Consider the following 13,485-nt stretch of genomic DNA (forward strand, 5'->3'; position numbering starts at 1 on the left):
CGTTCAGAGCTGGTTGTTCCACATCCGAAACATCGAGCACTTCCCCCGTTTGTCGAAGGTGACGGTCCACAGGTTGGCGAAGCTGCCGAGTTCGGCGTAGACCCCGGTGCCGCTGATCGCGACCGTATCGCCGGTGATCATCAGGATCGACCATTCGAACTCCCAGCCGCCCTGCTGCCACTCCAGCCGCCCGCGCCAGCCCTCGATGATCGCGTCCCGGCCGATCCAGTCGGTGCGATACGGCCACTCGTGATACTCCGCGTCCGGGGTGAACAGGGTACCGATGTCCTTGATCGCGTTGGTCTTCCACGCATGCACGTATCCGTCGACCCACGCCTGCACCTGATCCTCGGTCACGTCGCCTCCTACGGTGGTCGCGGTCGGGCCATCCGCCGCACCCGACGATCCTGCGCCGAAACGCCGCCATCAGGCAGGACTCGGCTTCCTGGGTGTCGGGCACCCAGGCAGCCGGACGTAGGATCCGAAAGATGAACCGCACCGAATTCGGCGAGTTCCTGCGCAGTCGACGTGCCACGCTGAGCCCCGCGACGATGGGCCTGAGCAGCACCGGAGCTCGCCGGGTCAGCGGACTACGCAGGGAAGAAGTCGCCGTTCTGGCTGACGTCAGCGTCGACTATTACACCCGCCTCGAACAGGGCCGCGAGCGGAACCCGTCCGGCCAGGTCGTCGACGCCATCGCCGATGCCTTACGCCTCGACTCCGCCGGTCGCAGTCACCTGTTCCGGCTCGCCGGTGTCCTCCCGCGGCAGCCGCAAGACCACGACACGGTGTCGCCGACGCTGCTGAACATGATGGATACCTTCGCCACCGCCGTCGCCTACATCGTCAACCGGCGCCTGGAAATCCTCGCATCGAACCCCCTCGCCGACGCACTGCTCGCCCCCCTGGCCGACCGCAGCAGTATGGTTCGCGCCCTGTTCGTCGACCCGGCGGCGCGCGAACTGTTCGCCGAGTGGCCGACGGTCGCCCGGGACACCGTGCGTACTCTGCGGCTGGCGACCGGGCACGATCCACGCGATCCGCAACTCGCCGCCCTGGTCACCGAACTTCTGCACAGCAGTACGGAATTCGCGACCCTGTGGCGCGAGCACACCGTCGCCGATCTCGGGCACAAGACGAAGGTCTTCCACCATCCCGTCGTCGGCCGGATCGAGCTCACCTATCAAGCCTTCGACATCCAGGACGCGCCTGGCCAGTCGTTGCTGGTCGGCCTCGCCGAGCCGGGCAGCGCCGACGCCGCGGCCCTCGCGCGGCTGGCCGAGGTGACCGGTCCGTAGTTGTCGGATCACGAAAAGCTAACGCGAACGATCGTTGTCGTTTAATCTGGCATCGCGGATCGTTGAACCAGCAAGTTCGGCTGTGGCGGAAGGACTGGGGGAATCAATGGCCGATTTCGCAGAACGATTGAACAAACTGTTTGCCACCGTGCACCCCCAAGGACGACCCCCGCACACCAACGCCGAGGTCGCCGAGGCGCTGACGACGGCAGGCCACCCCTTGTCCAAACCCTATCTCTCCCAGTTGCGCTCGGGGCGCCGCAGCAAGCCGTCCGCCGAGACTGCCGCCGCGCTGGCGAAGTTCTTCAAGGTGAAACCCGACTACTTCACCGATGACGTCTACGCCGCCAAGATCGACCACGACCTGGCCCTGCTGGCCCAGGTGCAGGGCTACAAACTGCGCCGCCTGTCCAGCCGCGCCTTCGACCTGTCCGAAGAGTCACAGAACCTGCTCACGGCGATGGCCGAAAAGCTGCGCGCCAGCGAGGGCTTGCCACAGATACCGCCCGACCCCGCCGACAGCCAACCGCTCTGAATGCTGCACGGAGCTCATGAGCTGGCCGTCCGGGCCGGTGCACGTGAGCCGCATCTTCGGGAGACGGGCAGAGTCAAATGGTCGTTGTCCAAGATCTTTTGGTGACCATATGACTCTGCTCGATTGGGCCCACGGGCTGTCAGGTGCGGGGAGTGCTGTGGAGGGTGGTGGGTGGGGTGAGGGTGGCAGGGCCTGCTGTGGGCAACGGCGCATATGACCAGGCATACAGGATGCGGAACAACTCTATTGGTACGCATCCCGATCGATACGACCGCCTGACGACTTGAAACCCGTACTGTCGCTACGTTGTTGGTGCGCCGCTGCGGTAGAGGTCGGTGACGACGGAGATGTCGGCGTCCGGGTGACGAGACGCCGCCGTCTCATAAAGGTGGCGCACTACCTCGGCCTCGGGCAGGTCCACCCCGGCCGCGCGGGCGACTTGCAGCGCCAAGCCAGCGTCCTTCGCGCCCAGTTCGGCGGTCCACCAGCCATCAGGCGAACCGGTCAGCACGTTGTCGAACCGGTTGTGCAAGCCAGGAGCCACGACCGGGCTCGCGCCGAGTAGTTCGCTCAGTTGATCGTTCGTGAGGCCGCCCGAGCGGCCTACCGCGAAGGCCTCGGCCAATGCGACGACTCCAGAAAGCAACAAGAGGTTGTTGGTCAGCTTGGCGGTGAGGGCTTGTGGTGCGGTGTCGTAGCGCCGGACCGTGTCCGACAGTGACGAGATCATCGGACCGAGCGGGTCTACGCGGTCCGCGGGACCACCGACGAGCAGCACCGCGTGCCCGGCACTCACCACGGCGGGGGCACCGAGCATCGGCATGGCGACGAATCGGGGAAAGGCCTCGGCCAGTTCACCGCTGAGCGCGGGAGACACCGTCGAACAGTCGACATAGCTCGAAACCGCAGCCAGCGAGGTGCGCAACTCCCCCAGTGCCACCGCGCTGACGGCTGCATCGTTGGCCAACATGGTGACCGCCACATCGACGCCGTCCACCGCGTCGGCGACACTGCCCGCCTCCTCCGCACCCGCGGAAACGAGCCGCTCAGCCTTGCCCGGCGTCCGATTCCACACCCGCACGCGGTGCCCACCGTCGAGCAGACGACCCGCGATCGCCTGCCCCATCCGACCCATGCCCAACACTGCGATATCCATGGCGGCCTCCTCGGCTCACGTATCCGCGGCGATGCGACATCGCCGTCAGCGACTTCCGCTGCACTACCACCCTCGCGCATATCGGTCGGGAAAGTCATTGCCGCTGACCAGATAACCGCGGCTCCCGCCACCCGCAACCGCACCGGCAGGCAACGGCGGCACCGCTCGTCGCCGCGGTGCTGCCTGCCGGTATCGGGGTTACGACGAAGTCCGCCTTACTTTTTGAGCCAGCCGGCCTTTACCGCGGCATCAACCGCTGCCGCCTCGGCTTCGTTTGCCGCAACGCGATTCTCCAGGGACAAACCCGGCGTGGTGCTGTCCCTGGCTTCGATGTCCGCCATCGCGACAACGTCCGGTGTCGCCTTCGACAGACCTTCGCTGCTGTCGCCCGCGAGAATCCTGGCCCGCGCCGAGGCGGCCACGGCAGTCTCCTTGACCTTCAGCAACTCCGGTGTGAGGTTCGCGTCGTCATGCGGGGCGCCATCACCACCGCCGCCCTTTCTCACCATGAGGTCGACACGCGCTTCTTTATCCTTGACGCCGTCCATCTCCGCCACAAGCGTCTCGCGGTCGAAGTACACAGCGCCTCCTTTATGGGCTGCGTAGTACACGGTGTAATAGGCCGCGAAGATCGCTGCGTCTTCGTACGTGCCGGCCTCGTTCGGATCTTTACTGGACTTCGCCCCTCCGAACATAGCCTTTCGTTCTTTCGGTGAAACACCGATATCTGTTTTAAGCGTGTAGGGCGTTATTTTCTCCGGATCATCGCCTCCGAGAGGAACGCTCTGCATCCTTATCGACGCGCTCTCGGTACGCCTGCGCGCGCACTCCGCCCGTATGCCGGCATCCGTCGAGTCCATGCTGTCGCCGCCCTGCCCGCCTTCGGCATTGCGCTCTTGCTCCGGTGTGCACAGCGTCGGCGCGGTCGGTATATCAGCGAGCGCGGTAGCAGGAGCGGGAATCAACAGACCGACGCCGGCGACGAGCGCGGCACGTGCGAGAACGCGTGAACTGACGAGCATGGACCCTCCAGGTTCGGTGTTCGTTTTGTCCGTATCAGAGGTATCTGACCACGGCCGATGCGGATGTCAGGACGCGACAAGCCGTACGACATTCGTTCCCGTCGGCATTGCGGATGGGCGCGCCTTTGCTGACACCCCTCGTCAGTACCGAAGCTCAGCCGATCAGATGGCGAGATCAGCCGCTTGGGGGCTGTGCTCGATTCATCGCCGTCGGTAATTTTCGACAGAGGTGAGCCGGTCGCTGGTTCCCGCTCGATGTTCTAGGAGGCTAGGTGCTCGACATTCAGGAGATTTCGGACCGGTTGGAGATTCAGGATTTGGTGGTGGCGTATGCGACCGCGATCGACAGCCGGGATTTCGAGGCGCTGGGCGAGATATTCGTCGAGGACGCCTATCTCGACTTGACCGCGTTCGGTGGCATCGCGGGGAAGCTCGGCGAAATGCAGGAGTGGCTCGCGCAGAGTCTGGCGCAGTTTCCCGCGTTCCAGCATCTGGTGGCCAACTCGGATATCCGGATCGACGGCGACCGGGCGACGGGGCGGGTGATGTGCCTGAACTCCATCGCGATGCCGGTCGAGGGCGGCGACCCGCGGATCGCGCAGCTCGGCATGTGGTACCTCGACGAGTACGTCCGCACACCGCAGGGCTGGCGGATTGCTCGACGCGGCCAACAGGCCAGCTGGACGCGGGGACTCGTCGACGCCGACTCCTAACGAGGTCGCCGGGCCAAACTGTGCAGGTGCTCGGCGAGGCGTCGACTCGTGTCCGAGGACTGTGCCGACGTGTCGATGGTGAGCTGGCCGTCGTAGGTCGTAATGACGTACGGGGCAACGGATGTCATCGGATTGCTCGGCATGACGGGGTAGAAGTCTTCGATGACGAGGTCGGCCGGGGTCGGCAAGGGCGGGATGATGCCCCAGTTCGTCGACACCAGCATCGTCGACAGAAACCCTTCGGCGGTGCCGAAATCCCCTTGCGCGGTGGCGGCGGACTTGAACTGAGTGCTCCCGGCGAAGACCGCGCCGGTGCTGATTCCTTCGCGAAGTGTGCTGGTGACTGCTCGGGCCAGCGCTAGGAGGTCGTCGTCGGCATGCGGGTCTGCCGAGAAGTAGGCTAGGCCGAGCACATTGGTGCCCTCCGGGTACCCGACCTGCGGGGTGAGCCGGGCGCGCAGATCGACCGGGTAGGTGTAGTGCAGAGTTTCGATGCCGACGCCGCGGCTTTGCGCGGTGGCGGCCAGCAATGCGGCGGAGACCAGCCCATTGATAGTGGTCCCCGCGCTGCGCCCGACTGCGAGCAGAGCTGCGGTGTCGGCGGCAGATAGCCGAGTGCGGACGCGCTCGTACGGGGTCGACGGGATATCGGCGGCGGCCAAGGCCGCGAATACGCTCTCGTCCGGCATTGCGGCAGGCCCGATGTCGATGCCACGCTGATCGAGTAGGTGCTCGAGGGAATGCGGATAGTCGTGTCGCCGTGGGGCTTTCGGCGTCGCGGCGACGCACCCGGTGTAGAGGTGCCACAGTTCGGCGAGCAGGTGCAGTGAGTGGTGACCGTCGGCGATGGAGTGATGGGTCAGCAGCGTGACCGTGGCCGTGTCGTCGCTCCCGCGCACCGTGTGGATCGCCGCGGCGCGGTCGTTCAGGTCGGGTAGTCCGAACAGTGGGTTGTCGATGGGGCCTGTCACCTCATCGATCGCGGCGGATAGTTCCGGAGCGGCTTCGATAGACGGCTGGCTCGCGTGGTCGAGCACCAGCCGGGCGGACAGGATCGGGTACGCCTGGCGCAGGATCGCGAACGCCTGCGCCAGCGCGGCCGAGTCGAGCTTGCCGCGAACCCGCGTCGCATACCCCACGTAGAGCCCGAACCGGAAGTGCAACACCTCGCTCGGCGCGAGCGGGCGAACCAGCAGTTGTGACGACGTCATGACGTGGCTCCTTCGACTTCACCTGGGGATAGAGAAGCTCGAAACCCGGCCCTTAGCGGCACTGGTAGGGGAGGTCGGCTACCCACAGGCTAAGCTCGAATGGCAGACTCTGCCATATCGACAAGGTCTGCCAACTAGGTAATTTCTGTCACTTTGCTAGGGTGGAGTGATGCAGCACACAGACGCCGCCGAGGAGCGCAGGAGTCCGGATCTGCGGGCGCGCCGACGACGCCAGACCGAGCTGGAAATACACACGGCCGCAGTGACTTTGGCAGTCGAGCGCGGTGCGGACCAGGTCACCGTCGATGAGATCGCCGCGCGCGCCGGGGTGTCGGCGCGCACGTTCTTCCGCTACTTCGCCACCAGGGACAGCGCGCTCGTCCACGATCGGTGGGGGTTCAGCGAGGCCGTCAACGAGGTGTTCGCGCGGATAGATCCGCATGAGGTGCGCATGCGCGATATCGAGCAGGCTTTCGGCAGCGTGCTGGCAACAGTCGACGAGGACCCCGAGGTCGACGCAACGGTACGCATGTACCAGACCATCACGGCATCGCCACAACTGATGGCGGCGGCAACCGCCATGACCAACGAGCGGACCGACGGCTTGCTCGCCAACATTCCCGACACGGCCCGCGCGCGGGTGCGATTCCTGCTGGCCGTCGCCAGCACGGTCCTGTTCGCCGCCTTCACCGAGTGGATCGAATCAGGCTCTCCCTCAGGCGTTTCCGGCGCACCCTCCGTCCTCGCCACCTATCGCCGCCTTTGCGACGAGCTCCGCACGCTCTGAACCGAGAACCCTCTGCAGGATCCGCCGACACGGCGACCATAGCGGCCCAGCTCTCGCGCGCCGCGGCTTGTCGCACCCCATCAAGCCAGGTCAACACTGGTCTCAATTCTGTACCGGCATGTATTAAATGTTGCTACCATGGCCACCCAGAGGTATCTTTACCGATAAGTACAGAAAGGAGCTTTGACGTGGCAATCCGGGGACGCCCGCGCAATTTCGATCGCAACATCGCGCTCGAACAAGCAATGGTGTTGTTCTGGGAACACGGCTATCGAGGCACGTCACTGACCGACATCACCACCGCCTTGGGCATCAACCGGCCCAGCATGTATGCCGCGTTCGGGAACAAGGAAGCGTTGTTTCGCGAGGCAGTCGCCTTGTATTCCGATGCGCTCCGCGTCCCCGTCGAGAGTGCGTTGCGCGGTGGGCCGAGCACGCGGGCCGCGATCGCCGAGACCTTGCACGTCTATGCCGCAGCATTCAGCAAGCCCGGCACGCCGCAGGGTTGCCTGGTCGTGCTCTCGGCGACCGACGGGCCAGAACAGGATGACCCGCTGCGCGAGTTTCTCGTCGAGCTGCGTGGCTCATTGGCGGCAGGCATCCTGCTGCGCCTCCAGCATGCGGTGCGCGAGAACGAGATTCCCGAAACCGTGAATATCGAGGCGCTCGCGGCCTACTTCGGCACCGTCGTCTTCGGTATGGCCATCCAAGCTCGCGATGGCGCCTCGCACGAGGCTTTGCTCATTACTGCCGACTTGGCGATGACGGTCTTGGACGCGGCGGTATCCCGACACGAGTGATGAATTGAGGTTCGACTGATGGGCGCACAGGACGATTTCGATTGGAATTGGGCGAACAGCACCGGTGGCAAGCTCGATCGGCGACAGGTGGGAAAACTGCTCGTCGCCGCGGCCACGCTGATACCCGGCGCGTTCAGTAGTCATGCACTGACATTTCTCGGCAAGCAGGGGCCCGGCGCGCTCGACGACGTCGAGATGCGGATTCCGGACACCACACTCGCCAAAGAGGCCGAGTGGGAGGCGCGGAACAAGCTGAGCCCGTGGGTGCTCGAGCACTCCTACCGGGTCTACTACTTCGGCAAGGTCCTCGCGAAGATCGATCGGGTGCCGATCGACGAGGAGTTGCACTTCGTCACGGCGATCCTGCATGACATCGAGTTCGAACATCCCGTTCCCGGAAGATGTTTCGCCGTTCGTGGCGCCCAGGATGCCGAAAATTTCCTCACCGGTCTCAACGTGTCGAGGGACAAGGTTGTCCTGGTGCGCAACGGCATATCCGGCCACATCACCTTCGGTGTCGAAAAGGACCTCACGGATCTGGCCGGCATCGTCTCGGCAGGATGCGAAACAGACCTCGCCGGAACTCGAATCGAAGAGATGAACCGGCCGTGGGTCGATACGGTGGTCGCGCAGCACCCTCGCCTGGATTTCAAGCGCCGGGTCATCGAAGCGGTCCGCATCGAATCCGAGAACGTCCCCGAAGGTCGCACGGCAGTGATGCGCGGACTCGGCTTCGACATGGGCGTGACGACAGCGCCTTTCGCGGAGTAATGAACCGAACGGAGCAGTTCGTGTCGAACACCCTCGTCGTCATCGTCAGTTTCACCGCCGAGCCCGGCCAAGAGCATCGTCTGCGCACCGAACTGGACGCGGTGGTCGAGCCGACGCGGGCCGAGCGGGGCTGCCTCAGCTATCAGCCGTATATCCATCCCGACGACCCTGGTCGGGTAGTCGTGGTCGAGGAGTGGGTCGATGACACCGCCTTCGAGCGACATATCGCGTTGCCGCGTTCCGAGCGCATAGCGGCGCTGGGGATCTTCGCCGAGCCGATCACCATCCGCAAATTCACCGGCGGCGCAGCAAGTCTCGGCTAGACGCCGATGACGTTGCGGCGCCGCACGCAAGCTCCCGCCTGACCGGTTCGATCGATCTACGGATTACCGGGCGCCGACCGGGAATCCGGTGACCAGTGCGGCGATCTGCGGCCACTCCTTGCCGATCAAGTTGACGAAGTCGCCGTCGGTGAGCGTGTTGTATGGGCTGTCGATCGTGCAACCGGTATGTGCCGGAACGCCGTTCATGCGGTCGATGATGAACTGATAGCCCTTCGGCAACCAGCCGATGATGCCGGAGATGTGTTCCGCCAAGAACTCTCGGGTGTAGGTGATGCTGGCGGCCGGATCCGCGCAGTATTGATTTACCACGCGGTCTACACCCGCGTTGGGGATCAGTTCGTCGCTCTGCGCGTGGTACAGATACATCGGGACGTGCGGGGTGCGCTTGCCGAGTTCCGCGGCGTTGATGGCGGCGCTCACCTGTGGAAGGTCAAGTGGGTCGCCGGATCCGGTGAACGAGCCCAGGTAGTTCCAATACGGGAACAACGCCGATCCCTGCGGATGGCAGAGAAAGCTCTTGAACGTCATCATGAATCGCCCGAACCAGTCGTACTGAGTGTCCAGCACCGCTTGCACTTCGGGGTATTCGGTGGCGAATCCGTGCATCGCGGGCCCGATGAGCCCGGCGCCATAGTTGAAGTTGTTGAACCGCAACACACTCTTCAGGTCCGCGGTGGCGATGCCGCCCATCGTCACGCCGACGATATTGATCTCAGGGGCATACGTGTCATGGTTCTCGGCGACCCATCCGGTCGGGATGGTGCCACCGGAGTAGCCCATCAACCCAACCGGAGTTTGTGCGCCCGCGGTCAATTGCATCGGCGCGAAGTTCTCCGCCGCGCGGATGCCGTCCAGGGTCGCCTGACCACCGAGGATCGCCGCGCCCCACGCGGAGTTCGGCCCTTGATAGTCGGTGATCGCCACCGCCCAGCCCTGCGAGACGCCCAAGGCGATACCCAGCGAGGTCTCAGCGGAGTTGACGTAGTCGGCCGGAATCGAACCCTGTTGCGCCACATACGACATCGCGCAATATTGGGCCGTGGAATCCTCGGCCACCTGATAGGACAGCAGCTTGAGCCCGCCCTCCGGCGCGGGGCCGCGCGGCTTGATCAAGGTGGTCACCGTGGCCACCGCGTTACCGTGACTGTCGTTGGTGCGGAACAACACCTGCCAAGCGTCGATGTTGAACGGCGCCACCGACAGCAGTGCCGGTGTGATCTGGCGAGCTTTGATGATGCCGCCCGGCTCGGTCGCGGCGATCACGTCCGCGGGCGCTTTGTAGAACGGATCGAGCTCGGGCGGCAACACCAGTACCGGCAGCGGCTGGATCGGGACACCGTTGGCAGGCGCGGGCGCCGCATTCGTCGCGGCCCCCACTACGACACTGACCAGCAGCATCGCCACGACTCCGACGAGAACGACGGCTCGCCGCCATGCTCCCGTCACGCCACCCCGGAATGTTCCACGCTTCATGAGCTTCCTTCCTGCGCGGGGCGCATCGTCGCACCCGGCACAGACATCCAAAAATGCATCCGAAAATCAGGGTTACCAGTACACAGTGTCACGCTAACTTAGAAAGCGCACGTTTCCTAGACCTGACCCCAAAAAGGGGCCCTCACCGGGAGTCTTCGCGCATCAGGCGGGCAAAAGCACGCAAGCCGGCGAGGATCTCCTGTTGGTCGGTGATGCCGTCGAGGGCGGCGTCGAAGCGGGCGGCCATTGTGGTGACGCGCTGGTCGACCGCGCCGACTCGCGCTACCAACTCAGCGTGGTCGCGGGCAACGACGTCGCGCAGGTCGTGCTGCTCCTCGCGGGCCCGTTGATCCAGGCGGCGTACCTCGTCGCGCAGCTCATCTATGTGACGAGCGTCGGAGTCGGCCCGGGCACTGGCATTCGACTCGGTGGCCTGGAGCCGCTCGGTCAGGAACCGCACCGCTTCGCGCAGGGTGCGCACGTCGTCCGGCGGGTAGGCCGTCTCGTGCGAGATGGCCGCGATCCGCGCCCGCAGGTAGGCGAAATACGCTGCGGCAGGGCGGATCAGCACGGTCACGAGAAAGAAGCCGGCAACGTAATAGCCGATCTGGTAGCCGGTGCACAGCGCGACGATCGCGGCGATGACCGCCGAGACCACGTGCGACCCGATCGCCACCAGGAGCAGCCGCTTGGCCAAGGTCCCGACTTCTTGCTCCCGCTGCGCCGGTACCGCGATCTCGCGCGCGCGTGCGGTTTCGAGCCCGTGCGCCACTTGCCGGGCGCCGAAATACAGATTCCACGGCACGGTCAATACCGCGACGAACCAGAAGAAGGCGACAAACCCCAGTCCGGCTCCGATCACCGTCGATGCCGTCAGATCGGCCCACATCGCCAGTGCGGCAACCACGATCACCAGAACCGTGGCAGCCCAGAACAATCCCCAATACTTCTGCATCGACTCAGCATCTGCGTCCCGGCTCGGTGGCGACACCGTACGACTACTCGAGTTCGTCCGGGTGCCGGCCGATCGTGCGGCGCGGTCGGAGCACGCGACACCGCTGGTAGCGATGAGTCGGCAACCGGTCGACCTATCGCTACCAGCGAGTCACCATTCCGCGCGCGGCATGCCGGTTGTCAGAATACTTATCGGTCTGGAAATTCGGCTTCCCCGCCCTAATTTCCTATATGTCCGATTCGGTTACCGAGAACCTTTACCGACGCGTGCGTCCGGTGGATTGATGTGAACTCTGCCCACTGGACGTACCGAAGTCTTGCGTCCAATAAGCAGTACCATTTCGATCCTTGGCAAATCCGACGCCGATATCACGAAGTCGGCAATTGAGAATGTTGGCACGGTGGCCAGCGCTGCGCATCCATGCGCCGACTACTTCGGCCGGACTCGATTGCCCGGACGCTATATTCTCGGCCCAGGCGTTGGCACGGTAACCCGCCGCCTTGATCCGATCACCCGGACTGCCTTTCGATGAGTTGTGATCCAAGACGCCACGGGCGGCCATGTCCGCCGTGTGTGCCTGCGCGGCCTGGTCAAGGTGGCTTTCTTCGGTCAGGGCGGGACATCCGGCCTTTGCGCGTTCGGCGTTGGTGAGGCTGACCACCATGGCCGCGACGGGCTGCGCCTGCGGTGCCGCGAGGGCAGGCGGGCCCCAGGCGATCAGCCAGGCGGAACACGCGGATATGACGAGACAAGTAAGTGAGGAACGGGTCAGAGCGGGAGAAAGACGCATAATTCAGACTCCACGGTTCGTATTACGTTTAAATAACATTAACATCTCGGCCAGCGCGCAGGCAAGGTCCGAGCACCACTTCAGCAAGCGCTAGCGGCCTGTCGGCAATCGGGTCGCTACGGCGCGCGATATTCGACTTCATAACGTAGCGGGACGGCGAACCGTCCGATACGATCCGTGGCATCCGAAATGGCCGCATCTCAGGACACCGGACATGTTCGATCTTCGCCCCAACCCATGCTCGGCCAAGGGCGGACCGGCGCGAGTAGCCGCGCCAGGTCCGTCGCATCCGGCGACACCGATCTGCGGGCACAACTGAATCGATCGATTCGTTACTAAGGACGACAACTGATGGGCAAACACAACGTACGGCGGAACCCTCTCGGTTCGATGCGGTTGGCCATGCTCTCGATGACCGCACTGATCGCGACCGGAATCGCCACGCAGCACGGGCCGTCGCCCGAGAATCAAGCGGCGATCCTGACCGCCACCATGACCGAGCTACCGCCCCTGACACCGGCCACCGAGCCTGCTGTCACGACAAACGACACGCAGCACCCGATCGCGGCCGACCAGCCCGACCGGCCGATACATGTGGTGCGACCCGCCACCGATCCGGGCACGCCACATGATCGGCAGGATCAGCCGTCCAGCGAAAAGGTGGGACCGGCCGGACTCGGGCTGCCGCTCACGCCGTTCGATCCGAAGACGGAGGTGCCCGGCCGGACGAACGCACCCAAACACCACCGGCCGAGCGACGCGCGGGAAACCGCGCGGCCCGGTGCCCAAACCGCGCTGCCACCAATTGATTTGACCGCACTCCTGACCAACATCAGCGCCGCCCTCAACGCGGGAGCGGCATTCGCCGAAGGCCTGCAGTCGGGCAGCGCGGCCCTCAACACCAGTGCGAGCACGCCGGCCGCGCCGAGCAGCACGGCTGCCGACACCACAGCCCCTGCGAGCGCACCGGCCAACAGTGTCCAAATGGCCGTTCCGACAGCAGATCTCACCTCACTGCTGACCACCATCAGCTCCGCCCTCAAAGTAGGAGCAGCGTTGGCAGACGGCCTGGAGTCCGGCAGTTCGGTCCTCGGCCCCGGCAGCGCCGCTCTCGGCCCGGGCAGCGCGGCCCTCGGCCCGGGCAGCGCCGCTCTCAGCTCCGGCAGCGCAACCCTCGACGGCGGTAGCTCGATCGCCGGAACCGGCAGCTCGGTGCTCGGCCCGCTCGCCGCGATACTCGCTCCCCTCAGCGCCGCAGCCCTGGGCTCCGCCTGACACTCACGGATCGCTGGCTCCCATCGGGCCGCCCGCCCGATGGGAGCCACGCCGTAACCCAGTGCAGCGCACGAACTCGCCCCGCGCGCACATAACTGCCAGCAATACCGTGCGCGCCAACACGATTCGTGCGCAGCACTCGCCCACCACCGCGCGACCGCACTCGACGAGCCACTCGCCGCCATGTGCACACCGCGCGCACATCGTGGTACACCGCGCACGAAATCGCCGACGATTTCATGCGCGCCATCAAAAACCGCACGCAGCCGCCCCACCACCACGCGACGGCCAGCCGCCGCACTCGACGAGCCACTCGCCGCCATGTGCACACCGCGCGCACATCGTGGTACACCGC

At 64.9% G+C, this 13,485-nt stretch carries 15 protein-coding genes; 8 read left to right on the plus strand and 7 right to left on the minus strand.

Going from position 1 to position 13,485, the window contains the following annotated elements; genetic code table 11:
• Positions 1-3: 3 nt before the first annotated feature.
• A complete protein-coding gene (locus ACFWF1_RS31105) occupies positions 4-357 on the minus strand; it encodes a nuclear transport factor 2 family protein (protein WP_379281326.1) in 354 nt (117 codons plus the stop codon).
• 131 nt (positions 358-488) lie between these two features.
• On the opposite strand from ACFWF1_RS31105, the gene ACFWF1_RS31110 reads away from it, so the two are divergent.
• The gene (locus ACFWF1_RS31110) at positions 489-1,298 is read left to right on the plus strand and encodes a helix-turn-helix transcriptional regulator (RefSeq protein WP_379281325.1); all 810 of its coding nucleotides are present in this window, start codon (positions 489-491) and stop codon (positions 1,296-1,298) included.
• Positions 1,299-1,404: 106 nt separating this feature from the next.
• On the plus strand, positions 1,405-1,833 hold the full coding sequence (locus tag ACFWF1_RS31115; protein ID WP_379281324.1) for a helix-turn-helix domain-containing protein: 429 nt from the start codon (positions 1,405-1,407) through the stop codon (positions 1,831-1,833).
• A 301-nt stretch (positions 1,834-2,134) separates the two neighbouring features.
• Here ACFWF1_RS31115 and ACFWF1_RS31120 read toward each other — a convergent pair whose 3' ends face one another.
• Positions 2,135-2,989: an NAD(P)-dependent oxidoreductase gene (locus ACFWF1_RS31120; protein WP_379281323.1), complete on the minus strand. Its 855-nt coding sequence runs from the start codon at positions 2,987-2,989 to the stop codon at positions 2,135-2,137.
• A 215-nt stretch (positions 2,990-3,204) separates the two neighbouring features.
• On the minus strand, positions 3,205-4,011 hold the full coding sequence (locus tag ACFWF1_RS31125) for a hypothetical protein (RefSeq protein WP_379281322.1): 807 nt from the start codon (positions 4,009-4,011) through the stop codon (positions 3,205-3,207).
• Positions 4,012-4,283: 272 nt separating this feature from the next.
• Between ACFWF1_RS31125 and ACFWF1_RS31130 the strand changes: the two genes are divergently transcribed.
• Positions 4,284-4,724: a nuclear transport factor 2 family protein gene (locus tag ACFWF1_RS31130; protein WP_379281321.1), complete on the plus strand. Its 441-nt coding sequence runs from the start codon at positions 4,284-4,286 to the stop codon at positions 4,722-4,724.
• On the opposite strand, the gene ACFWF1_RS31135 is transcribed toward ACFWF1_RS31130, so the two are convergent.
• On the minus strand, positions 4,721-5,935 hold the full coding sequence (locus ACFWF1_RS31135) for a hypothetical protein (RefSeq protein WP_379281320.1): 1,215 nt from the start codon (positions 5,933-5,935) through the stop codon (positions 4,721-4,723). The two genes, ACFWF1_RS31130 and ACFWF1_RS31135, sit on opposite strands and share 4 nt — an antisense overlap.
• Before the next feature lie 169 nt (positions 5,936-6,104).
• On the opposite strand from ACFWF1_RS31135, the gene ACFWF1_RS31140 reads away from it, so the two are divergent.
• From ACFWF1_RS31140 to ACFWF1_RS31155, 4 genes are all read left to right on the plus strand, one after another.
• A complete protein-coding gene (locus tag ACFWF1_RS31140; RefSeq protein WP_379281319.1) occupies positions 6,105-6,722 on the plus strand; it encodes a TetR family transcriptional regulator in 618 nt (205 codons plus the stop codon).
• A 188-nt stretch (positions 6,723-6,910) separates the two neighbouring features.
• Positions 6,911-7,522: a TetR/AcrR family transcriptional regulator gene (locus ACFWF1_RS31145; protein ID WP_379281318.1), complete on the plus strand. Its 612-nt coding sequence runs from the start codon at positions 6,911-6,913 to the stop codon at positions 7,520-7,522.
• Positions 7,523-7,540: 18 nt separating this feature from the next.
• Complete coding sequence (locus ACFWF1_RS31150; RefSeq protein ID WP_379281317.1) at positions 7,541-8,293, plus strand: phosphohydrolase; 753 nt, start codon at positions 7,541-7,543, stop codon at positions 8,291-8,293.
• A gap of 20 nt (positions 8,294-8,313) precedes the next feature.
• Complete coding sequence (locus tag ACFWF1_RS31155) at positions 8,314-8,616, plus strand: putative quinol monooxygenase (protein ID WP_379281316.1); 303 nt, start codon at positions 8,314-8,316, stop codon at positions 8,614-8,616.
• A gap of 63 nt (positions 8,617-8,679) precedes the next feature.
• Here ACFWF1_RS31155 and ACFWF1_RS31160 read toward each other — a convergent pair whose 3' ends face one another.
• From ACFWF1_RS31160 to ACFWF1_RS31170, 3 genes are all read right to left on the minus strand, one after another.
• Positions 8,680-10,110: a lipase family protein gene (locus tag ACFWF1_RS31160; protein ID WP_379281315.1), complete on the minus strand. Its 1,431-nt coding sequence runs from the start codon at positions 10,108-10,110 to the stop codon at positions 8,680-8,682.
• A 142-nt stretch (positions 10,111-10,252) separates the two neighbouring features.
• Complete coding sequence (locus ACFWF1_RS31165) at positions 10,253-11,065, minus strand: hypothetical protein (protein ID WP_379281314.1); 813 nt, start codon at positions 11,063-11,065, stop codon at positions 10,253-10,255.
• 256 nt (positions 11,066-11,321) lie between these two features.
• Positions 11,322-11,855 (minus strand): CAP domain-containing protein, encoded by a 534-nt coding sequence (locus ACFWF1_RS31170; protein WP_379281313.1) that lies wholly within the window; start codon positions 11,853-11,855, stop codon positions 11,322-11,324.
• A gap of 411 nt (positions 11,856-12,266) precedes the next feature.
• On the opposite strand from ACFWF1_RS31170, the gene ACFWF1_RS31175 reads away from it, so the two are divergent.
• Positions 12,267-13,130, plus strand: coding sequence for a hypothetical protein (locus ACFWF1_RS31175; RefSeq protein ID WP_379281312.1), 864 nt, complete (start codon positions 12,267-12,269; stop codon positions 13,128-13,130).
• Positions 13,131-13,485: the final 355 nt, after the last annotated feature.

The sequence above is a fragment of the Nocardia sp. NPDC060255 genome, from assembly GCF_042727395.1.
In the GTDB taxonomy this organism is placed as follows: Bacteria; Actinomycetota; Actinomycetes; order Mycobacteriales; family Mycobacteriaceae; genus Nocardia.